At 61.8% G+C, this 19,323-nt stretch carries 14 protein-coding genes and 1 pseudogene; 4 read left to right on the forward strand and 11 right to left on the reverse strand.

Features of this window, described 5'->3' with window-relative positions; all coding sequences use genetic code 11:
* Positions 1–75 precede the first annotated feature (75 nt).
* The 4 genes from FHT77_RS12090 to argH form a co-directional block, all read right to left on the reverse strand.
* On the reverse strand, positions 76–2,754 hold the full coding sequence (locus FHT77_RS12090) for a TIGR02302 family protein (protein ID WP_246719787.1): 2,679 nt from the start codon (positions 2,752–2,754) through the stop codon (positions 76–78).
* Between the two features lie 169 nt (positions 2,755–2,923).
* Positions 2,924–4,192 carry a diaminopimelate decarboxylase gene (lysA, locus tag FHT77_RS12095; RefSeq protein WP_183755258.1) on the reverse strand — a complete coding sequence of 423 codons (1,269 nt, stop codon included), beginning with the start codon at positions 4,190–4,192 and terminating at the stop codon, positions 2,924–2,926.
* Between the two features lie 12 nt (positions 4,193–4,204).
* Complete coding sequence (gene lptM, locus FHT77_RS12100; protein WP_016556431.1) at positions 4,205–4,399, reverse strand: LPS translocon maturation chaperone LptM; 195 nt, start codon at positions 4,397–4,399, stop codon at positions 4,205–4,207.
* A 79-nt stretch (positions 4,400–4,478) separates the two neighbouring features.
* Positions 4,479–5,879: an argininosuccinate lyase gene (gene argH / locus FHT77_RS12105; RefSeq protein WP_183755259.1), complete on the reverse strand. Its 1,401-nt coding sequence runs from the start codon at positions 5,877–5,879 to the stop codon at positions 4,479–4,481.
* Between the two features lie 41 nt (positions 5,880–5,920).
* Here argH and tlpA point away from each other — a divergent pair, with 41 nt between their 5' ends.
* On the forward strand, positions 5,921–6,583 hold the full coding sequence (tlpA, locus tag FHT77_RS12110) for a thiol:disulfide interchange protein TlpA (RefSeq protein ID WP_183755260.1): 663 nt from the start codon (positions 5,921–5,923) through the stop codon (positions 6,581–6,583).
* A gap of 152 nt (positions 6,584–6,735) precedes the next feature.
* A complete protein-coding gene (locus FHT77_RS12115) occupies positions 6,736–7,209 on the forward strand; it encodes a VOC family protein (protein ID WP_183755261.1) in 474 nt (157 codons plus the stop codon).
* 15 nt (positions 7,210–7,224) lie between these two features.
* Here FHT77_RS12115 and FHT77_RS12120 read toward each other — a convergent pair whose 3' ends face one another.
* A complete protein-coding gene (locus FHT77_RS12120; protein WP_183755262.1) occupies positions 7,225–8,808 on the reverse strand; it encodes a Na+/H+ antiporter in 1,584 nt (527 codons plus the stop codon).
* Positions 8,809–9,161: 353 nt separating this feature from the next.
* On the opposite strand from FHT77_RS12120, the gene FHT77_RS12125 reads away from it, so the two are divergent.
* Positions 9,162–9,572 carry a GFA family protein gene (locus FHT77_RS12125; RefSeq protein ID WP_183755263.1) on the forward strand — a complete coding sequence of 137 codons (411 nt, stop codon included), beginning with the start codon at positions 9,162–9,164 and terminating at the stop codon, positions 9,570–9,572.
* 249 nt (positions 9,573–9,821) lie between these two features.
* Here FHT77_RS12125 and FHT77_RS12130 read toward each other — a convergent pair whose 3' ends face one another.
* The 3 genes and pseudogenes from FHT77_RS12130 to FHT77_RS12135 all read right to left on the reverse strand — a co-directional run bounded on the left by FHT77_RS12130 (position 9,822) and on the right by FHT77_RS12135 (position 11,987).
* Positions 9,822–10,562: a carbonic anhydrase gene (locus tag FHT77_RS12130; protein ID WP_183755264.1), complete on the reverse strand. Its 741-nt coding sequence runs from the start codon at positions 10,560–10,562 to the stop codon at positions 9,822–9,824.
* A gap of 240 nt (positions 10,563–10,802) precedes the next feature.
* Positions 10,803–11,321: pseudogene (locus FHT77_RS31235) on the reverse strand (glyoxalase); the annotation flags it as partial.
* A 33-nt stretch (positions 11,322–11,354) separates the two neighbouring features.
* On the reverse strand, positions 11,355–11,987 hold the full coding sequence (locus FHT77_RS12135) for an isochorismatase family cysteine hydrolase (protein WP_183755265.1): 633 nt from the start codon (positions 11,985–11,987) through the stop codon (positions 11,355–11,357).
* Between the two features lie 394 nt (positions 11,988–12,381).
* Between FHT77_RS12135 and FHT77_RS12140 the strand changes: the two genes are divergently transcribed.
* Positions 12,382–13,788 (forward strand): adenylate/guanylate cyclase domain-containing protein, encoded by a 1,407-nt coding sequence (locus tag FHT77_RS12140; RefSeq protein ID WP_183755266.1) that lies wholly within the window; start codon positions 12,382–12,384, stop codon positions 13,786–13,788.
* Between the two features lie 34 nt (positions 13,789–13,822).
* Here the strand turns inward: FHT77_RS12140 and FHT77_RS12145 are convergent, their stop codons facing one another.
* The 3 genes from FHT77_RS12145 to FHT77_RS12155 all read right to left on the reverse strand — a co-directional run bounded on the left by FHT77_RS12145 (position 13,823) and on the right by FHT77_RS12155 (position 19,269).
* Positions 13,823–15,583, reverse strand: coding sequence for an adenylate/guanylate cyclase domain-containing protein (locus FHT77_RS12145; RefSeq protein WP_183755267.1), 1,761 nt, complete (start codon positions 15,581–15,583; stop codon positions 13,823–13,825).
* 322 nt (positions 15,584–15,905) lie between these two features.
* Positions 15,906–17,558, reverse strand: a complete 1,653-nt coding sequence (locus tag FHT77_RS12150) for a Na/Pi cotransporter family protein (RefSeq protein WP_183755268.1) — start codon at positions 17,556–17,558, stop codon at positions 15,906–15,908.
* 136 nt (positions 17,559–17,694) lie between these two features.
* The gene (locus FHT77_RS12155; protein ID WP_312859741.1) at positions 17,695–19,269 is read right to left on the reverse strand and encodes a carboxylesterase family protein; all 1,575 of its coding nucleotides are present in this window, start codon (positions 19,267–19,269) and stop codon (positions 17,695–17,697) included.
* Between the last annotated feature and the right edge of the window lie 54 nt (positions 19,270–19,323).

Below are 19,323 nucleotides of genomic sequence, written 5' to 3' on the forward strand. Positions count from 1 at the left end.
CACAGTAGACATAGGTACTTCCCGCGTGGTGGCGGTGAATCTCACGCTATTGTGACCCGAAATGGCACAAACCGGCTACTGGATGTCTAGCAGTCGTTCCAGATATTGCCGTTCGATCGCCTGCGTCGGGTTGTTGCCGAGCTTTTCGCGAATGGCGTCGAGGATTTCTCGGGCCCGCTGGACGTCAATCTCGTCGGGCACCTTCACCTGATCGCCGAAATCCGGTCCTTCGGCGCGGCGCGGGCGGCCAAGGGGATCGCGGCCGTTCTGGTTGCCTTGTCCCACCTGCCCCTGCGGGCCCTGGCCCTGCTGACCCTGCATTGCCTGCATCATCTGGTTCATCATGTCGCGCGCGCCTTGGCGCAGCGCTTCCAATGCGCGTCCCTGGCCCTGTATGGCGGGCTCGCCATGGCCCTGGCCGAGCTCACGCCCGGCGCCTTCCATTTCGCGCTGCGCCTGGCCGAAGCCCGGGCCGGGCTTGATACCCATGTCGCCGAGCCCCTTCTGAAGCTCTCCGAGCTGCTTGCCGAGTTCGTCCTGGCGCGAACGCAGTTGCTTCAGGGCTTCGCGCAGCTGCTCCGCGGTCATCTGATCCGAAGGCTGCTGCCCGGGCTGGTTCTGACCCTGCTGGTTTTGGTTCGGATTCTGACCCTGATCTTGCTGGCCCTGCTGTTGATCCTGTTGCATGCCGTCGTTGTCCATCGGCATGTCGTCGAGGAGCGGATCGTTCATGCCCATGTTGGGGTCGCCACGCTGCATGCGGTCCTTCAGCTGCTGATCCAGCTTGAAGGTTTCCTCCATCAGCTTCTGCTGGTCACGCAGGATCTGGCCGAGCTTGTCCATCTGCTGGCGCATCTGGCTGTTGTCCTGGCCCTGCTGTCCTTGCTGCGGCCTGCCGGCCTGCAGATTGTTCATCATCCGTTGCAGCTCGGAGAGCATCTGCTGGGCAGCATCGCGATTGCCCGACCGCGCCAGATTTTCGATCTGATCCATCATCCGCTCCAGGTCCTGCTGGCGAATGATGTTCTGTGCGTTCTGGTTCGGCTGCATCGGCGCATTTTGCATGCGCTGGGCGAGCTCCTTCATGTAGTCCTGCATTGCCTTGCGCAGCTCGTCCATGAGCTTCTTGATCTCGGCATCCGGTGCATTGCGCTGCAACGCGTCGGCCAGGTTCTGCTGCGCATTGCGGAGGTTGCGCTCGGCCTGCGAAAGGTCACCATCCTCCATGCCGATCGCAATGTCCCAAAGATAATCGGCGGTGTCCTTCATCGCCTCTTCGCCCTTGGTGAGCTTCATGCGTGTCAGCGCCGATTGCAGCAGCAGGTAGTTGGTCAGGTTCGGGATCGTCTCTTCCGGACGCAGCGTCAGTGCTTCGTTCAACGCAACCGCTTCCGGCATCTTCCGTGTATCCAGCGAGAACGTCTGCCGTTCCTCGGCCACGGCAGCGGCAAGCGGCTCGTTGAACGGGCGGGCCGGCAGCGTCATCTCATGCGGAGGACTACGGCCGGTCTGGCCTGCGGCGTCCTTGGCAACGAGGGTAATGCGGACGCGCTTGCCGGACAGCGGGTGTTCGGTGAGGTTCTTGCTGGTTACGCCTTTCGCATCTCGCGAGTTGCGGCGAGGGATGTCCAACCGGAAATCGGGCAGTGGATAGAGCGGTGTTGCGGCGGGGTCGGCATCAACGGGAACGATCTCGGCACGCGCTTCCTGCACGCCGTAATCGTCCTTGACAGTGAACCCGATCTCGAGCGCACCGTTGACCGTCGGCTTCGGCATTCCATTGAAGGCTATTTCCGGCGCCTTGTCGGCGATGACATCGAAGCTCCACGTCCGGCCGTTGACTTCAAGCTGGCCGTTTTCCTCGAGCTTCATCTCATGCGTGGCAGCCGACAGAGCTGTATGTGCTGCGCCTTCAGGCTGCGGAATTGGCGCGGTCGGCTTGCCCGCCTCTTGAGACACGATCTCCTGCGCCTCGCCGTTCTCGTTCCTGAAGATGACTTTCTCGGCGGTCTTGCCGCCGCTGACGCGGATCGTCAGATTCGAGAGTTGAGGAACGCGAATCGCTGCCTGCTCGGTGCCATTTGCCGTTAGATAGATGGGGGCGCGGCCGGTGTACGAGGGAGGCGTAACCCAGGCATCGATGCGCACGGCGGGATCGCTCGCCTGCGGTGTCGGTCGCGGCTGCAGCGCGTCCGTAATCGAGCCGCCGTTCATCGACAGCGAATAGGCGAAAGCCATCACCACAAGCAGCGCGGGAACGGCGCGCAACGCCATCCGGTCGTGCGAGGCGATGTCGGGACGCGGAAAGCCGGTATCGAGCGCCGCGATCTTCTCCGCCATACGCGTCTGGTGTTCGCGCCAGAGGGCGCGCGCGAAGGGAGTGTCGGTGGCGGGCTCGTCTTCCTGAACGGCCACCGGCTGGTGCTGCAGGCCGTTGCGCTGTTCGAGCAGCCGGTCGGCAGCGGCCGTGTCGGGCCAATGGAGCCGACGCAGCGGAAGCAGCGTTGCGACGGCGGCAATCGCGAAAATGATCAGCAGTGCCAAGCGGATCCATTCGGGCGCGTAGCGGAAGACGCCGAACCACGATGCCGCCAGATAGAGCGCCACGACGGAAAGGATCGGCAGGAAGAGCGGCAGGATTTGCTCGGACAGCAGGACCAGGCGCGCCAGAAGGCGCTTTGCCGCGACCAGCCGTGCCAAGGACGGCCTCAGGGCAAATGCACCGTTTTTCTCCCTGCTGGAGCTCTTGTTCAATCCGTTCTCCGCGAGCTGGCGTTCAAGGGCAGAGGGTGCTTCGGCGATTGCTGGCACAATTCGCTCTCAATCAAAGATAACATTCTTTGTGGCGAAGACGAGGGCAAGGACCGGCCGATGCCGGTTTTTCACGGTTCTCGCCAAAAAGTGATGCGCAATCGCTGGCGGATCAATCCAGCCAGGCCGGGAGGGAATCGAGGCCGATCAGCTCTTCGTAGGTGGTACGTGGGCGAATCACGTGGAAATCGCTGCCCTTCACCAGCACCTCGGGAATCAGAAGGCGGCTGTTGTAGGTGCCGGCCTGAACCGCCCCATAGGCGCCCGCGGTGCTAACGGCGAAAAGGTCGCCCGGCTTCGGAATGGCCATTTCGCGGTCCAGCGCCAGGAAATCGCCGGTTTCGCAGACAGGACCGACGACATCCGCCTTGATGCGGGGCGCGTTCGCCGCCGAGATCACGACCGGGCGGATCTCGTGATAGGCCTCATAGAGCGTCGGGCGGATGAGATCGTTCATCGCGCCGTCGACGATCACGAAGGTCTTCTCGCCGCCGTCCTTCACATAAACCACCTCGGTGACCAGAATGCCGGCATTGCCGACGATCAGGCGGCCGGGCTCGGTGACGATCTTGCAGTTGAGTTCGTGCAGCGCGCTCGTGACGACTGCGGCATAGGCTTCCGGTGACGGTGGTGGGTTGTTGTCATCGCGGTAAGGAATGCCAAGGCCGCCGCCGACATCGACGTGGTGTATGGCGTGGCCGTCGGCGCGCAGCGTGCCGACCAGCTCGCGCAGCAGCTTGAAGGCGTCCTCGAACGGCTGCAGGTCGGTGATCTGGCTGCCGATATGCATGTCAATGCCGGTCACTTCGATCCCAGGCAGGGTTGCGGCACGGGCATAGACGGCGCGGGCGCGCTCCCATGAAATGCCGAACTTGTTTTCCTTCTTGCCGGTCGAGATCTTCGCATGCGTTCGCGCATCGACATCGGGATTGATCCGGAAGGAGACCGGTGCCTTTTTCCCGGCCTTGACGGCACGCTGGTTGAGGATCTCGAGTTCCGGCTCGGACTCGACGTTGAAGCAGTAGATACCGGCCTCGAGCGCGTAATCCATTTCCCGCGGCGTCTTGCCGACGCCCGAGAACATGATGCGCGATGCCGGGATGCCGGCGGCCAGTGCGCGGCGCAGTTCGCCTTCGGAGACAACGTCGATCCCCGCGCCGAGATTGCCGAGCGTCTTCAGCACCGCCTGGTTGGAGTTCGCCTTCATGGCATAGCAGACCATCGCGTCGACACCGCTCAACGCTTCGGCGAAGACGCGGTAGTGGCGCTCGAGTGTCGCCGTGGAATAGCAGTAAAACGGCGTGCCGACGGCCTTGGCGATCTCGGGAACGGGAACGTTTTCGGCGTGGAGGACGCCGTCAATGTACTGGAAATGGTTCACGGTCTTGGCCTCTTAGAGAAGCGGATCGAGAATGAATGGCCTGTTCGCGGTGCCCGGCTGCGGCGTCGGCTTCGACGAGTCGCCGGTCTTCGTTGCATTCGCGCTCGGCGGATCGAGATCGCCTTTTCGTCCGCACCCGGCGACGGCAAGGCCGATCACGGCAAAAACAACCGTCAGGCGGACGATCTGCGGCAAGCTCTTCTGCATGGAATTCCTCTTGGGAAGCGGCACTGGTGGACATCTTCATAGCGAAGTTTATCCAGCTTGTGCACCCTGATTGTTGAGGTCAGTTGCGGGCGCGCCAATAGGCGATCTGCTTGCGCACTTCCGAAGGCGCGGTTCCGCCGAAGCTCTTGCGGCTGGCAACCGATGCCTCGACCGTCAGAACATCGTACACCTTGTCTGTGATGGCAGCGTTGATGGCCTGCAGATCGGCAAGCGGCAGCTCGGCCAAATCACAGCTTTTGCTCTCGGCCAGCGCTACCGCACGGCCGGTCACATGGTGGGCGTCGCGGAACGGCAGTCCGGCTTCGCGCACGAGCCAGTCGGCAAGGTCGGTCGCCGTCGAATAGCCGGAGCCGGCCGCGGCCTTCATACGGGCGGTATTGATTGTCATGTCGCGGACCATGCCGGTCATGGCTGATATTGCCAGTTCCAGGCTTTCGGCGGCGTCGAAGACCTGTTCCTTGTCTTCCTGCATGTCCTTGGAATAGGCGAGCGGCAGACCCTTCATGATCGTCAGCAGGGCGATCAGTGAGCCGTTGATGCGGCCGGTCTTGGCGCGCACCAGCTCGGCGGCATCCGGGTTCTTCTTCTGCGGCATGATCGAGGAGCCGGTGGAGAAGGCATCCGACAAGCGGACGAAACCGAACTGAGGCGTCGACCAGATGACGATCTCCTCGGCCAGACGTGACAGGTGCATGGCACAGATGGCGGCGAGGGCCAGGAATTCGATGGCGAAATCGCGGTCCGAAACGGTGTCGATCGAATTGCGGGTCGGCTCTCGGAAGCCGAGGGCCTTGGCCGTCATATGGCGATCGATCGGATAGCCGGTGCCGGCGAGTGCCGCCGAGCCGATCGGGCTTTCGTCCAGGTGCTCGATGGCGTGACGGACGCGCGAGCGGTCGCGGCCGAACATTTCGACATAGGCCATGCAGTGATGACCGAAGGTGACGGGCTGCGCGGTCTGCAGGTGCGTGAAACCGGGCATGACGGTGTCGGCATGCTCTTCGGCGCGGTCGAGGAAGGCTGCGATCAGATTGGTGAGCAGCTGCTCGGTCTTCTGCAGCTCTTCCTTCACCCACAGGCGGAAGTCGAGCGCCACCTGGTCGTTGCGCGAGCGGGCCGTGTGGAGACGACCGGCGGCCGGGCCGATCAGCGTCGCGAGACGGGCCTCGACATTCATGTGAATGTCCTCGAGCTTGCGGGAGAATTCGAAGTTGCCGCTCTCTATTTCTGACAGGATCGTGTTTAGCCCCGCGACGATTTTGTCTTTATCGTCAGCGGAAATGATGCCCTGGTGGGCGAGCATGGTGGCATGGGCGATCGAGCCGCGGATGTCCTGGGCAAACAGCTTCTTGTCGAAACCGATCGAGGCATTTATCTCCTCCATGATCGCATCGGGACCGGAGGCGAAACGGCCGCCCCACATCTGGTTGGAGGATTTGGTGTCCGTGCTGTCGGCCATGACGATGCCTGCCTTGAAGAACGCGTGTCTCGGAGAATGAAATGACGACAAGAACGCCCCTGCGCCTGCCATCCCTGAAGCTGATCGGGATCGCGGCCGTCGCAGGCATTATTGCCGGTGCGGCAGCGGTTTACATCAGGGAAGCCGGGTCTGGCAATGGTGGGACGCAAACGGCCTCGGGCGAATGCGCGGCGACAAAGGAGATTGCCACGCGGATCGCACCGCTGCTCAAGGGACAGGTGGCGGCGATGGTTGCCCCGGACGAGCATCGCAAGCTCACTACCGTCGCTTTCAAGGGCGCAGACGGCCAGCCGATGACGCTCGACAGTTTCGCCGGCAAGACGGTGCTCTTCAATCTGTGGGCGACGTGGTGTGTGCCCTGCCGCGAGGAAATGCCGGCTCTGAACACATTGGAGAAGGAGCTAGGCAGCGACAAGTTTCAGGTCGTGCCGGTCAACATCGACACCGGCGATGACGAGAAGCCAAAGGCCTTCCTCAGCGAAATCGGCGTCGATGCGCTGAAGCTCTATCGCGACAACACCATCGAGGTGTTCAACAGCCTGAAGAAGGAAGGCCTTGCCTTCGGTCTGCCGGTCACGCTGCTGATTGACGACAAGGGCTGCCTGATCTCCGCCATGAACGGCCCGGCCGCCTGGGACAGCGACGACGCCAAGGCGCTGATCAAGGGCGTGGTGGGTTCGTAAAGGGGAAGGCGCCGTCCACTGGTGGCCCGACCGAAGGAACAACCTCGTCCATTCGCGGTTTTGGTCATTGCAGCGCGAATAGCGCTGGAGAAAGCCGGGTTGCCTCTTATGTCAGGAGGACAAAGGCAAACCAACAGCGAAGGAACCGCGACATGCCCAAGAATACGATCTGCGTATGGTACGACAAGGAGGCCGAGGCCGCCGCGCGCTTTTACGCGGAAACCTTTCCGGACAGTGCGGTCGGTGCCGTCATTCGCGCACCGGGAGATTATCCGGACGGCAAGCAGGGAGACGTGCTGGTGGTCGAATTCACGGTTGCCGGTATCCCCTGCATCGGCCTGAACGGCGGCCCCATTTTCAAGCACAACGAAGCCTTTTCCTTTCAGATCGCGACTGACGATCAGGAGGAAACCGATCGCTACTGGAATGCCATCGTCGGCAATGGCGGTCAGGAAAGCGAATGCGGCTGGTGCAAGGACAGGTGGGGTGTTTCCTGGCAGATCACCCCGCGCGTTCTAACCGAAGCGCTGGCGGTCGGTGGCGCCGAGGCCAAACGTGCGTTCGACGCGATGATGACGATGCAAAAGATCGACGTTGCTAAGATCGAAGCCGCCCGGCGCGGCTGATCACCATGGCTTCGGTCACGACTTGGCGGAAATCGCGCTGAGCTCCTCGAGATCCAGATCCCGTTCCAGCTCATGCAGTGTCTCGTCGTCGATCTCGCCAGCGCGGTGGAGCCGGATCAGTTCACGCCGCCCTGTCGCTACCGCCTCGAGAACGACATCGAAATGGGCATGGAGGATCGGCGAGTAGTGGTCGGTGCGTGCCGCATAGTCGACGATCGCCACGGCCCGGCGCTGATAGCGCTCTAGCAACTGCGGATGGATGAGGTTTCCCTCTTTGTCATAGGCAAGGTTTTGGACGGTCGCGAATTGCGCCTGGGCCATGGCAGCTTCGGCTTGGCTCATGGAGAGTCGCGCTCTTTCCGCCTCCGGCTCGATCAGCCTTGCCCAGCTGATAACGCGTCCGAGCGTCGTTCCCTGCACAAGCACGGTCCCGACAATGACGGCAAACGACGTGACTAGGATCAGGTCCCTGCCGGGAAAGCCTTCCGGCACGCTCAGCGCGAGCGCCAGCGTCACGACGCCGCGGACACCCGCCCAGCTTATGACAGTTACGCCACGGCTGCCGAGCGGCGTGTATCGATCAAAACCCAGAAGGTTGCAGAACTTGATCACGAGGTCGGATCCGAAGAGCCAGGCAAAGCGTGCGAGGGTGAGTGCGACAAGGATTGCAAGGATGGGCAATCCCATCGTTGCAGCCACGACACCAAAGCCGCCCCCGCGTTCGACGACCCCGCGCAGCGATAGCCCGATCAATATGAAGACAGCGGCTTCCATCAGGAAGACGATCACGGTCCAGAACGACGTGCCGCGCATGCGCGTTGAGGCCGAAAGGACCGTGTGCTGATACCAACCCATGATCAGGCCGGCGGTCACGGTGGCAATGACGCCCGAAACATGGATCAGTTCGCCCAGCAGATATGAGGCCCAACACAACAGGGTCGTTCCGGCGATTATCAGGTACTCATCGCCGAGCCGCCGCACGAACAGAACCCAGACCGTTCCGACGACGATGCCGACGAAGGCGCCGCCTGCGGCCAGAAGCAGGAAGCTTCCTGCCGCGTCGACCACGCTGAAACCCCCGGTGACCGCGGCGGCGACCGCGAAACGGAACAGCACGAGGCCGCTCGCGTCGTTGAGCAGGCTTTCGCCCTCGAGCAGGATTTGCAGGCGCCGGGGCAACCGTACCCGCTCCAGGATAGCGCGGGCGGAAACGGCGTCAGGTGGCGAAACGATTGCGCCGAGCGCCGCGCACGCTGCCCAGGGCAGCGACGGAAACAGGAGATGGGTGACAGCGGCCACGACGGCGCAGGTGAAAAACACCGCTCCGATGGCAAGCGAGGCGATGCCGATCACATGGCGGCGTAGCGGATGAAGAGCGATGGACCAGGCACCGTCCATCAGGAGTGGCGGCAGGAAGATGACGAGCACCAAACCGGGGTCGACCGTAATCGTCGGCAGGCCCGGCAGGAAGGCGAGCAGCGCGCCGCCGGCAAGCAGTGCCACGGACGGCGGCAACCCAAAACGGTCGGCGGCATAGTGCAGCGCGATGATCGCCACGAACATACCGATAACCAGTTCGAACAAGTGTGTGGGATCCATGCGCTTGTGCCCTGATACACCGTTTGCCACGACCAGCTCTACTAAAGGGCGCGTTCCCGCGAAACGCAATTGCCAAGCGATGCCCACCAAGCAAAACGCAACGAAAACTCCGGACCAGCCTCTCCGGCGACGATCGCCAAAGGTTGCTCGTCGTATGAGATCCGGCGCTCGCCGCTCGTAGTACTGGGCGGTCCACTAGACTTCGGCGGTCCGCGGTCTACATTCATGTTTAGTAGGCCTTCATTGTATCAGGGCTCCGCCTCTTCGCATCGCCTGTCGCAAGAATTGCGGTTCGGGCCTGCGTTCCACCTCTCAGCTCGATTGATCTCGCCGCGCAAGCGGAAGGAGTTTTCATGGCCGATGCCCAATGCGCCTGTGGCGCTCTCAGACTGGCCGTTAGCGAACCACCACTATTGACGGCGCTGTGTCACTGTCTCGCGTGTCAGCGAAGAACGGGCGCACCGTTCAGCGCCAATTCGTTCTATGCGATCGATTGTGTCGAAATATGCGGGACGTCGACCGAATTCATTCGCACTGCCGATAGCGGCCGCAAGGTTCATATGTATTTTTGCCCGACCTGCGGTTCGACCGTCTATTGGAAGGCCGATGGTGCGCCGTCCTGGATCGGTGTGGGGGTTGGCGCGTTTGCCGACCCTACCTACGCGCCGCCTGCCATGTCCGTCTTCGAGCAATCGAAACATGCGTGGGTGCAGCTCGACGACACCTTGAAGCATTTCGAAGGTCTTCCAGACCGGCGGGATTAGGGGGATGTGAGGCCTTCCTTGTCCTCATTGGCGGCTCCCGTTAGTGAGAGGTCATGATGGACGACCTCCGCACCGGCCTCTTGAGCCCGTCGTCGACGCTGAGCCGGTTGGCCGGGAGCTAGGTGAGCTGATGAATGACGACCTCAGGCTTCGCGGCTTCGAGCGCCTGACGCACTTCCGCACCTTAGGCCGTGGATTTCGAGTATGGTTTTATGCAAGAACATCGACATCGCGGTCACCTGCGGGCAACTAGACGAGCAACGAGACTGCTCCGGTGGCAATATCGTAGCGGCCCGCGACGACCTTGAGTTTTCCCTCCTTGGAAGCTTGCGCGATGATGGTGGAGGTTCGGCTGAGCAGAGTCGCCTGGATCTTTGCGTTGGCGTCGATCACGGCGTCGAGGTCGTTTCCCGCCATATTCACTGCTGGCCAAATGGGCGCATAGAGGGCTCCGATCTGCCCGGGTACTGACTTGCCTTCGATGGTGGCCTTCACTGCACCGCAGTTGCTGTGGCCGAGAACCAAGAGAGCTTTGACGCCAAGAACGGCAACGCCGTATTCGAGGCTTGCGGTAATCTCCGGCGTGGTGACATTTCCGGCGACGCGCACAACGAAGAGGTGGCCGATGCTCTGGTCGAAGACATACTCGACGGGCACGCGTGAATCGGCGCACGACAGGACTGCCGCGAAAGGCTCCTGCTTTTCGGCCGTCCTTGCCTTGAGGATCGAAAGATCTTCATTGAGGGACTGGAGACGGCCATCAACGAAGCGCTTGTTTCCATCCATCATTGCCTGGAGCGCCTCATCGGGGGTGAGGGTGCTTTGTGCCGCCGCTGGCGTGCTGGACGAAACAGCAGCGCTCGCCAACATTCCTGCGGCTGCCAGCGAGCCGCACAGGAAATGGCGGCGCGAGGGGGCTGCGAGCTGCGCCCCATCTGTACAGGCAACACAACCGCAAGGCATGCTTTGGTGTTGTGCGAACGGATTCATCTTTGCCTCCCAAGGTTGACAATGTCGAAACCGGAGAGCCGGCCCCACCCATGATGGGGCCTCCTTCACACAAGTACCCAAAACCAAGAAGATGCGAAACTGTGTTTCTTGAGATCGCTGATCCTGGCTTCTGAAGCCCAAAGCGGGCAATCCGCGCTTTGGGACGGGCGTTCGAACGTTGTCAGCACCGGCGTGCTGTAGTCATAACCGCAGCGGCTTGCCGGCCTGCTCGTTTACGATCTACTCGGTGTAGCAACTGGGCCAATCCGCGTCACGCTGACCTGTTCGCTTCTCATGTTCACCGTGGGCGGCCTCGGCACGGCGAAGTGTGCCGGCGAGCTCCGCCCGGGAGGCGAATGTCGTGTCGTCCGCATCCACGCGTCCAGGCAGACGCGCTGTTACATCCTGAAGTAACCAGCCGTTGCCGTCCGGGTCATTGAACGAGGCATAGGAGCGATAGCTGCCGCGTTCCGGATCCGGGCCACGTACCCGGACCCTGCCGAACAGATAGGGTTCATCAGGACCGGCGTGAGCGTCGCCGGCGTGATGGAAAGCCTCGCTGATTTCGACGCCGCGTGCGAGCCGATCGCTGCCGCAGCCTCGATGTCCGAGACGATCAGGTACAGTCCCTGTGCGGAGCTGGGGACTGCCGCCGTCACGTGTCTGCCGAGGATGACCGAGGCGCGGAGCCCGGTGGCGTGAATTGTATGACGCGGTAATCGTTGTCGCCGTGAAGTCGGCATCGAGCCTCCAGCCTAGTTCATTGCCGTACCTTCGGGTTCCGTTTTGGGTTTAGCCTTGCGCCTCAGGCAAAGCCTCGATCAGTTCCGCTGTTGTCAGGATTGAGTGCGCGAACGTCGGACCGTTCAACTCATGCGCCGCATGCATCATCGCGTGCGAGAAGGCGGCCGTTGCGTCGGTCACAAGGGTCACGTGATAACCGAGTTCCATCGCGAAGCGGGCAGTGGACTCGATGCAGGTGTTGGCGAGCAATCCGACCACGATCACATGGGTGATACCCTTCTGCTTCAGCCGCATGTCGAGATCGGTGTTGGCAAACCCGCTTTGACCCCAGTGTTCCTTGGCGACGATGTCGCCGGGCTTCGGCGCAAAATCGGGGTGCCATTCGCCGCCCCACTCACCGCGCGCGAAGCTGTGGCGGTGCATGATCAATTGCTGCGTCGGATTTGGGTGATCCCAATCCTCATAGTCGCCGGGCTCCCACCGACGGTGGGGAACGATGGCCACCTGGATGCCCGCCGATCGCACGGCAGCATCCAAACGGCGGAGGTTATCAAGAAGCCCCACCTCATCGGCGATTGGCTTGATATGTGGATGAACCTTTCCGCCTTCGGACAGGAAGTCATTGTACGGATCGACAAGAAGGAATGCGGTTTGCTCTCGAGGGTAGGTGGCGTCAACCATTGGTCATCTCCTTGGCTTGCAACGCGGTCGTTGAACCGGCTTCAACAAGACCCTAATTGACTATGAGAATCATAGTTACAAGACCCTGTGAAAAAGAAAGTTACAACGACTGTGCTGCGCGCAGTGCGCGGAAACCGGTTGTCGGTGGTTGCCGGATGGCTGATCCGCTGGGAGCTGAGTTTTCGCCGGCCGATGCAATTTTCGCACCGGGCGCCTGGGTTCCGCGGCGCAAAGATCTGGCGACTTGGCTCCAGTCCAGGTAGTAATCCGCAGCGCATACGCCGGAGTGCTAGGGGCAGTGTCAGGCGTCAAGATTTCTATCGGGGCGTTCCCGTGTTATGATTTCTGCTCCTACGCCGTCCGTCGTGGGACCAGGCGCAGAGAGGCTTGTCTGATGAGTGAAGTGGACGCGCTTTTTGCCGCCCTGCGACAGGCGGCCGATCGGCAGACGGTCGAGTGCATCGAGAACGCAGTCATGCGCGGCTCGGATCGGGATCTCAATCGTATCAATGCGCTGGCCTTCGCAAAGGCACATTATCTCGATGAAGAGAAAACGATCGCGGCGCTGCTGCATGCGGCCCGTCTGGGCGTGTTCGAGATGACCTGGAATGTCCTTTGTCCAGGTTGTGGTGGAGTCCTTGACACCGGCGCGACCCTCAAGACCGTCGACCAGGAGAGCTACCATTGCGCGCTCTGTGCAGCTGGCTACGAGCCAACGCTCGACGAGATGGTCGAGGTGACGTTCACGGTCAGTCCGCGCGTGCGGCGGATCGCTGCCCATGATCCCGATCGGCTACCTCCGCTGGAGTACTACCGTCAAATCTTCTTCAGCTCCGGCGTCGATTTGCCAGAGGACTTCGAAGCGATCTTCGGACGAATCCTCTTGGAGATCATCGAGCTGGATCCGGGCGAGAAGGCTTTCGTCTCCGTCCGACTGCCGGCTCAATTCGTCATCATTTTCGATGCGGTAACACATTCGGCGCAGTTCATCGACGTGCAGGGAGAGCCGACCGGCGAACGGCAGAACCTCTCGATGGTCATCAGTCGCGGGCATGCGTTGAGCGATACGCTAACGCTCCGTCCAGGCCCGCTGCGGATCGCCCTCGAGAACCACACCGATCGCAGAGTTGTACCGAACATCTGCGTCGCTGGAGACGACCTGCATAACCTATTGGGCAGCAGGCGACCATTCCTGACGGCCAAGCGTCTGCTGACGAACCAGAGCTTCCGCGACATCTACCGGACCGACACGCTTGACGTCGACCAGCGGCTGAAGATCACAAGCCTGACGTTCCTTTTCACGGACCTCAGAGGCTCGACCGCCCTCTACGAGCGTGTGGGGGATCTCGCCGCTTTCGACCTGGTGCGGGCCCATTTCAGGGTTCTTCACGAGATCGTCGCCACGGAGGCCGGCGCGGTCGTCAAGACGATTGGCGATGCCGTGATGGCGACTTTCCCGAGCCCCGACCGCGCGGTTGCGGCCGCCCTGCGGATGCGGGAGGCGATGCTTCAATTGAATGCCGAACATGGCAGCGACGATCTCCTCCTGAAGATCGGCATCCATGAGGGACCATGCCTTGCCGTCAACCTGAACGACCGGCAGGACTACTTCGGCCAGACGGTTAATATCGCGTCGCGCGTGCAGGGCCTTGCCGATCCCAACGTGATCCTGACGACGGAAGCGATTGTCGGGGACGCCCACGTTTCGGAGATCCTGCGAGATAGCGGGATCAGCTCGGTCTCCCGGATGGAGGAGCTTCACGGCATCGGGAGAGAAGTAAAAATCTTCGCCCTGTCGTGAGCTGAAGGAGCGAAGGCACGCTGCTCGGCGCTTGTCATCTCAGCAAGAGCGATTTCTTCCGGACCGCGGGCTTCCGCGGCGTCAATGGCAAGCCGGCATCGCAATTGCGCTGGATCATGGTCTCCGTGATCGACGTGTCCGCATAGGTTTCCTGCATCCTGATGTAGACTGCCGAGAGACCGGGATCGAGCGAAAGCGCCTGCCGAACCAGAAGCTCAGCCCGCGCGGCGTTACCGCAGGCCATGCAGGCAGCGATCTGGTAGAGCGACGTCCTCCTCGTCTGGAAGGGCAGTGTCAGCGCGACGCGCAGCATGTCGTCGAAACGGCCCAGCGTGTAGAGGGCCGCCACTCGCTCCTCGGTGATCCAGACTGGCAGGAAGGGATCGAGCGTCTCAGCGCGATCAAGCATTTCGAGGGCGCGCTCAGGCTCGCCGGCATAAACATAGAACGCCGCGCTGCGGCCGAGAATATAGGCGTCGTTCGGGGCGAGTTCATGCGCACGGATATGATGGTAACGCGCCGAAACGAAGTCGCCTGACTTCATCTTGATCGCGCCCATGATGCGATGGGCTTCCGGGTCCGTGGGATCGAGGGCGAGCGCGTGCGCAACCTGCTGTTCCGCCTTCTGGAGGTCAAAACTTGGCAGGTTGCTCCATGAGCAGACGTGCATGCCGAAAGGCCGGCCGAACCCGGGGTCCGTGGTCATCGAGCGCTCGAACCAGGCCATGGCTTCGTGGATGTGACTATCCGAGACGCCAATCAGGCGGTGATGATCAAGTCCGCGCAGATAATACTCGTAGGCCGTCATGTTTTCCGGGCGCTTCAAACGAGCCGCAGCAAGTTCCGACTGCTCGACCCGTCCAGATACGGTGGCTGCAACGCGCGCGATGATCTCGTCCATGACATCGAGCAATTCGCGAAACGGACGCGTGATGCGATCGGACCAGATGACCAGACCCTCACCAGTTTCCGTCAACTGGATGTTGATCCGCATCTCGTCACCCGCTTGCCGGATGGAACCGCTGATGACATAGCCAACGCCGAGTAGGCGGCCGATCTCGACCGGGTCTTTGGTCGTCAGGGCGGTTGCCGCGGAGCGGGAACTGACAAACAATCCCTTCAGGCGGCTAAGCTCCAGTGTGAGGTCGTCGGTAATGCCTTCCGCCAGGAAAGATTGATCCACGACAGCGCCGGGCGCAATGTCGAAGCGCCCCACTGCGATTGAGTTCGTACGAGGAGATTGGGCCGCATTCGGCGTGGAACGCGTTGGAGCGAACTGAAACACGTGGCGGTCCACCAGTTCGGTGACCCGGTAGACCCGGATCGGCTCGAGAATGCCCTTCAGCTGCCGTTCGCCGGTATCTTCGAACCCACATGGCGACACCCGCCGGACCTGGTCGTATAGCAGCCCTGAAACCTCGATTGCGCCAGGTTGAGCCGACGCCTCGATGCGGGCGGCGATGTTCACCCCGTCGCCGCGCAGGTCCGTGCCGACCACGACGACATCTGCGACGTGGAGGCCGAAACGCATCTCGCCACCGCTCGATCCAGGCATGGCGGCGATCTCGGCACGCGCCGCGATCGCGCACCTCAGCGCGTTGACAGGGCTGCTGAACTCGGCGAGCAGGGCGTCGCCTGCGGTGCCGAAGACACGGCCGTCATGACGCCGGACGACCGAACGAACCGTGTCCAGGACGGCATCGATTCGGACAATTGCCCCTTCCTCGTCCGTTTCCATAGCAGGGGTGGAGCCGACGAAATCCCCGACCATGATCGTGGCCAGCTTGCGCTGCATTCTCGATCCCTCCCGCAACGGAAGCACGTGATGATGCAATCTAGCACAATAGCCGGGCTGGGTGTTTTGCGTTTGGCAAGGATAGCGACGGAGCGACAAGCCGGTCCGCTTGTGACGATGGCATCGCCCCGCACGCCGGTTGACTCAATTTATGCGTCGTCATTGGGTTTCCAAAATCGCTGCGCGCTCTACCTCAAGAATTCTTCTCGAAGGGGTACAGGGAGACCTCGGTGGTTGTCGCGGAACCCCCGCCGAGGTCTCTCCTCTCAAAAAAGAGCGGCAACGCCGTATCTTGCCCGCTCGCGTCGGCTCAAGACACGCCTCAATCGGCATTTGCACCACGACCGAGGAGATGGACGGCCGCGCGCCAGGCGTGATGAGCGATCCGGTCCAGCCGTCGGGCAGCATCGATCCGCGCAAATGCGTCCGCCGCCGTCAGCTCGCCTGGGGCAACGGATGCGAGGATGGCGGCGCGATGGTTGCGCTGCAGGACTTCTAGCGCGCTTGCAGCAGCCTCGGCGTCAGCGAGCGCCACGGCGACCTCGGCCGAGACGTTCCAGCCGATGGGGGCGGCTTTTATGCTCAGAGCACATTCCGAGGTGATGGAACCGGCGATTGCCTCCACCGCACGCATGGTGCGTGTGCAAAGATCGGTGGTGCGGAGGCCATCTGTCGCCTCGACCGGATGTTTTAGCGGACCGCCGTCGGCCAAGGTTTCGAGAAGGCGGGAGGCGTGGTCGAGTGCGTGGAGCGTGCTCGTCATACGCTGGCGCTCAGCGTCCGTCTCTGGACCGGCACTCAGTTCGGAGAGGAACGCCCGCACTTCCAGAAGCGCGGCCGCGTCGTTGGCCTCGGTGGACCTCGTGCCTCCGCCGGAAAGCGTTGCGGAAACGGCGGCCGCGATCCTTCCGAGAACGCCGGCTATGACACGCCGCGCGGTTTCGACGGCGATCACCGGACTGGCGAGCGCGCTCGGATCGAGAGCCTGCTGAAGTGCCGTCTGCTTGGAGGGCAAGAGCCGCTCGACCGTGCGGGTGAACCACTCCGTCGCAGGAAGGAGCACTGCGACGCCCACCACATTATAGGCCGTATGGTAGGCAGCCAGCAGCGTCATCCCATCGATCGATGCGGTAAAGGCCCGCATCAGCGGCGCCGTGAATGGAAAGGCGACGATGGCGATGAGTGCTGCGATGAGCTTGAACAGGACATAGGCAAGAGCCAGGCGCTTGGCCGTTGCGCTGGCGCCAATGGCCGCCAAGGCGGAGCTGGTCGCCGTCCCGATGTTTTGACCGATGATCAGGGCCGCGCCCTGCTCGAGGCCGACGGCACCGGCGTAGAAAGCCGAGATGGTGACGGCGATCGACGCTGTCGAGGACTGCATGACTGCCGTCATCGCCAAGCCGACGACGATCAGGCTTAACAGGCCCACCGAGCCTTCCATCCAGCCGACACCCGGCGTGCCGAGGACAGCGGGCAGGTCGGACGGATGCAAGGTTTCGGCCAAGCCGCCCATGCCCTGCTGCAGCGTTGTCAAACCATAGAGGACCAGCGCAAATCCCGCGAGGGCGCCGCCGATGGCCGCGATCCGCCGACCACCAAGCAACTTCGCCAGCGCACCAAAGAAGATGATCGGCAAGGCGTAGGTCGAAAGCGAGACGCGCACACCGATCAGCGCCACGAGCCAGGCGGTTCCCGTCGTGCCGACATTTGCTCCAAATACGAGGCCAAGTCCTTGCGGGAAGGTCAGGAGTCCAGCGCTCACAAGGCCAATCGTCGTCATCGTCACAGCGCTTGACGACTGGACGAGCAGGGTGACGATCGCGCCCCAAAAAGCGCCCGAAAGCGGCGTTGCAGCGGCCTTGCCTAGCACGGTGCGCAGCGCCGATCCCGCCAGCGCCTTCAGGCCGTCGGTCATGACGGTCATACCGAGCAGGAACAGCCCGATACCCCCCAGGATGGCAACCGCTGTCGACATGCGCGCTCCGCGCTTCGCCTCAAACCGCTTTCAAGACATAGCACCAGAAATAGAATTGTCCAAAAATCTCGCGTCGCCACTTGCGGCACCAGGGCACAACAGCGGTCAAGCCCTCTGAACCGCAGCGCCTGACCCGTCAGTTCTGTTCGTTCCAATATCGTTGCCAGAGATCAAGCCTGCGTTTCAGCGGATCGGGCGCTACAAGCGCGCCGTCATTGGTGAACCTCATGACTTTATCGACATTGGGATCGTAGATCGGCCAATTCGGCCGGGAGCCGCCGTTGGGATCACCCTTCGTTGCAAAATCAACCCAATAGGCACTCGCCAGCGCAGCCATGGCCCAGTCGGCTGGCGTAACTTTGCCTTTCACCAACGCGGCAGGAATATCGAACGTATAGGGAAATTCGGAGCCGTGCGGAGCGCCTTTCCATGTCGGATCGTTGCGCAGGGCCTCGGCGACGTAGGAAAAACGATACCACCACGTCGGCTGACCCGCTCGGAGCATCTCGTCAGCGAGATGGCGAGACGGTTCAATAACCGTCTTGTCGGCGAGGACCTGCTGTTTCAGCGCATCAAGCGTCTCCTGATTGTCAGGGTCATAAAGCGCACGGGCTTCCGCTGCATGCTCTCCGAACATCTGGAAGAGGTCGTCTTTCGACGCCGCCTGACCGATGCCAAGACCAAGGCTATTCGCACCCACAATGACGGGCACTGACGCCTGCCGTCCTGCTGCGAAAGCCGCTTCGGGTGTTTCGAGCAAGAACCGCCCATCCACGATCGGACCGGAGACGCCGACAACGGGCTTGCCCGTCGACGTTCCTGTCAGCACCGCTTGGGCCGACGCACCCTCCGTCAGCTTTTCAGCAGGCAGCGCCCGGAGCGCCGCGAGAGCGGCTGAATCGTTGCCAGCAATTCCGAGAGCCTTTGCGTAGTCCAGCGCGATTTTCTCGGCTTGTTTCAATGACGGCTGCTGCAAGCTTCGCGCACGCGCGGTGGGGAGGGTCGGCGACTGCAAAATGGCTGCCTGGAAAAGTCCTCGTGATAGCGGCGATATCATGTGTGCCATCACCGAGCCGCCACCTGCTGACTCTCCGAATATGGTCACTTTTGTTGGGTCTCCACCGAAGGCTCTGATGTTTTGCTGGACCCACCTCAAGGCTGCAAGCTGGTCCATGTAACCATAATTGCCCGCCGGTTCGCCGGGCGATTCCGCTATGAGCCCGGGATGGGCAAAGAAGCCCAGCCGTCCCATGCGGTAATTCATGCTGACGAACACGACTCTCTGGGCGGCAAGCTGGTTGCCGGGATAGTGAGCGGTGTTTCCGTGAACAAGCGCGCCGCCGTAAATCCAAACCATCACCGGAAGCGATCTCTCGAAGTGCTTGGCGGGTTTCCAGACATTGAGGGTCAAGCAATCCTCGGACTTCGGCACGTCGTCAGTCTGCATGCATGAAGGACCGAAGTTGCGCGCGTCCCTGACGCCGGTCCATTTTTGTACTGGTGTCGGATTGCGCCATCTCAGGCTGCCGACAGGCGGTGCCGCGTAGGGGATTCCTTTGAAGCTTAGGACGGTACCTGACCTCTCGCCTCTCAGCATTCCGCTATCAATTCGAACGGTGAGATCCGCCGCATCGCTTCCCGATGCAAAAATCGTCGGAAGCGTTGCGACCGCCAACACGAAGGGAAGTTTGCTACGGCTGCCTACAGACACGAGCCCCTCCAATCGCCAGGTTAGGGAATCCGGGAGAAAAAATAGTCCCCGCGA

It is taken from the genome of Rhizobium sp. BK181, from assembly GCF_014193305.1.
Lineage (GTDB): Bacteria > Pseudomonadota > Alphaproteobacteria > Rhizobiales > Rhizobiaceae > Rhizobium.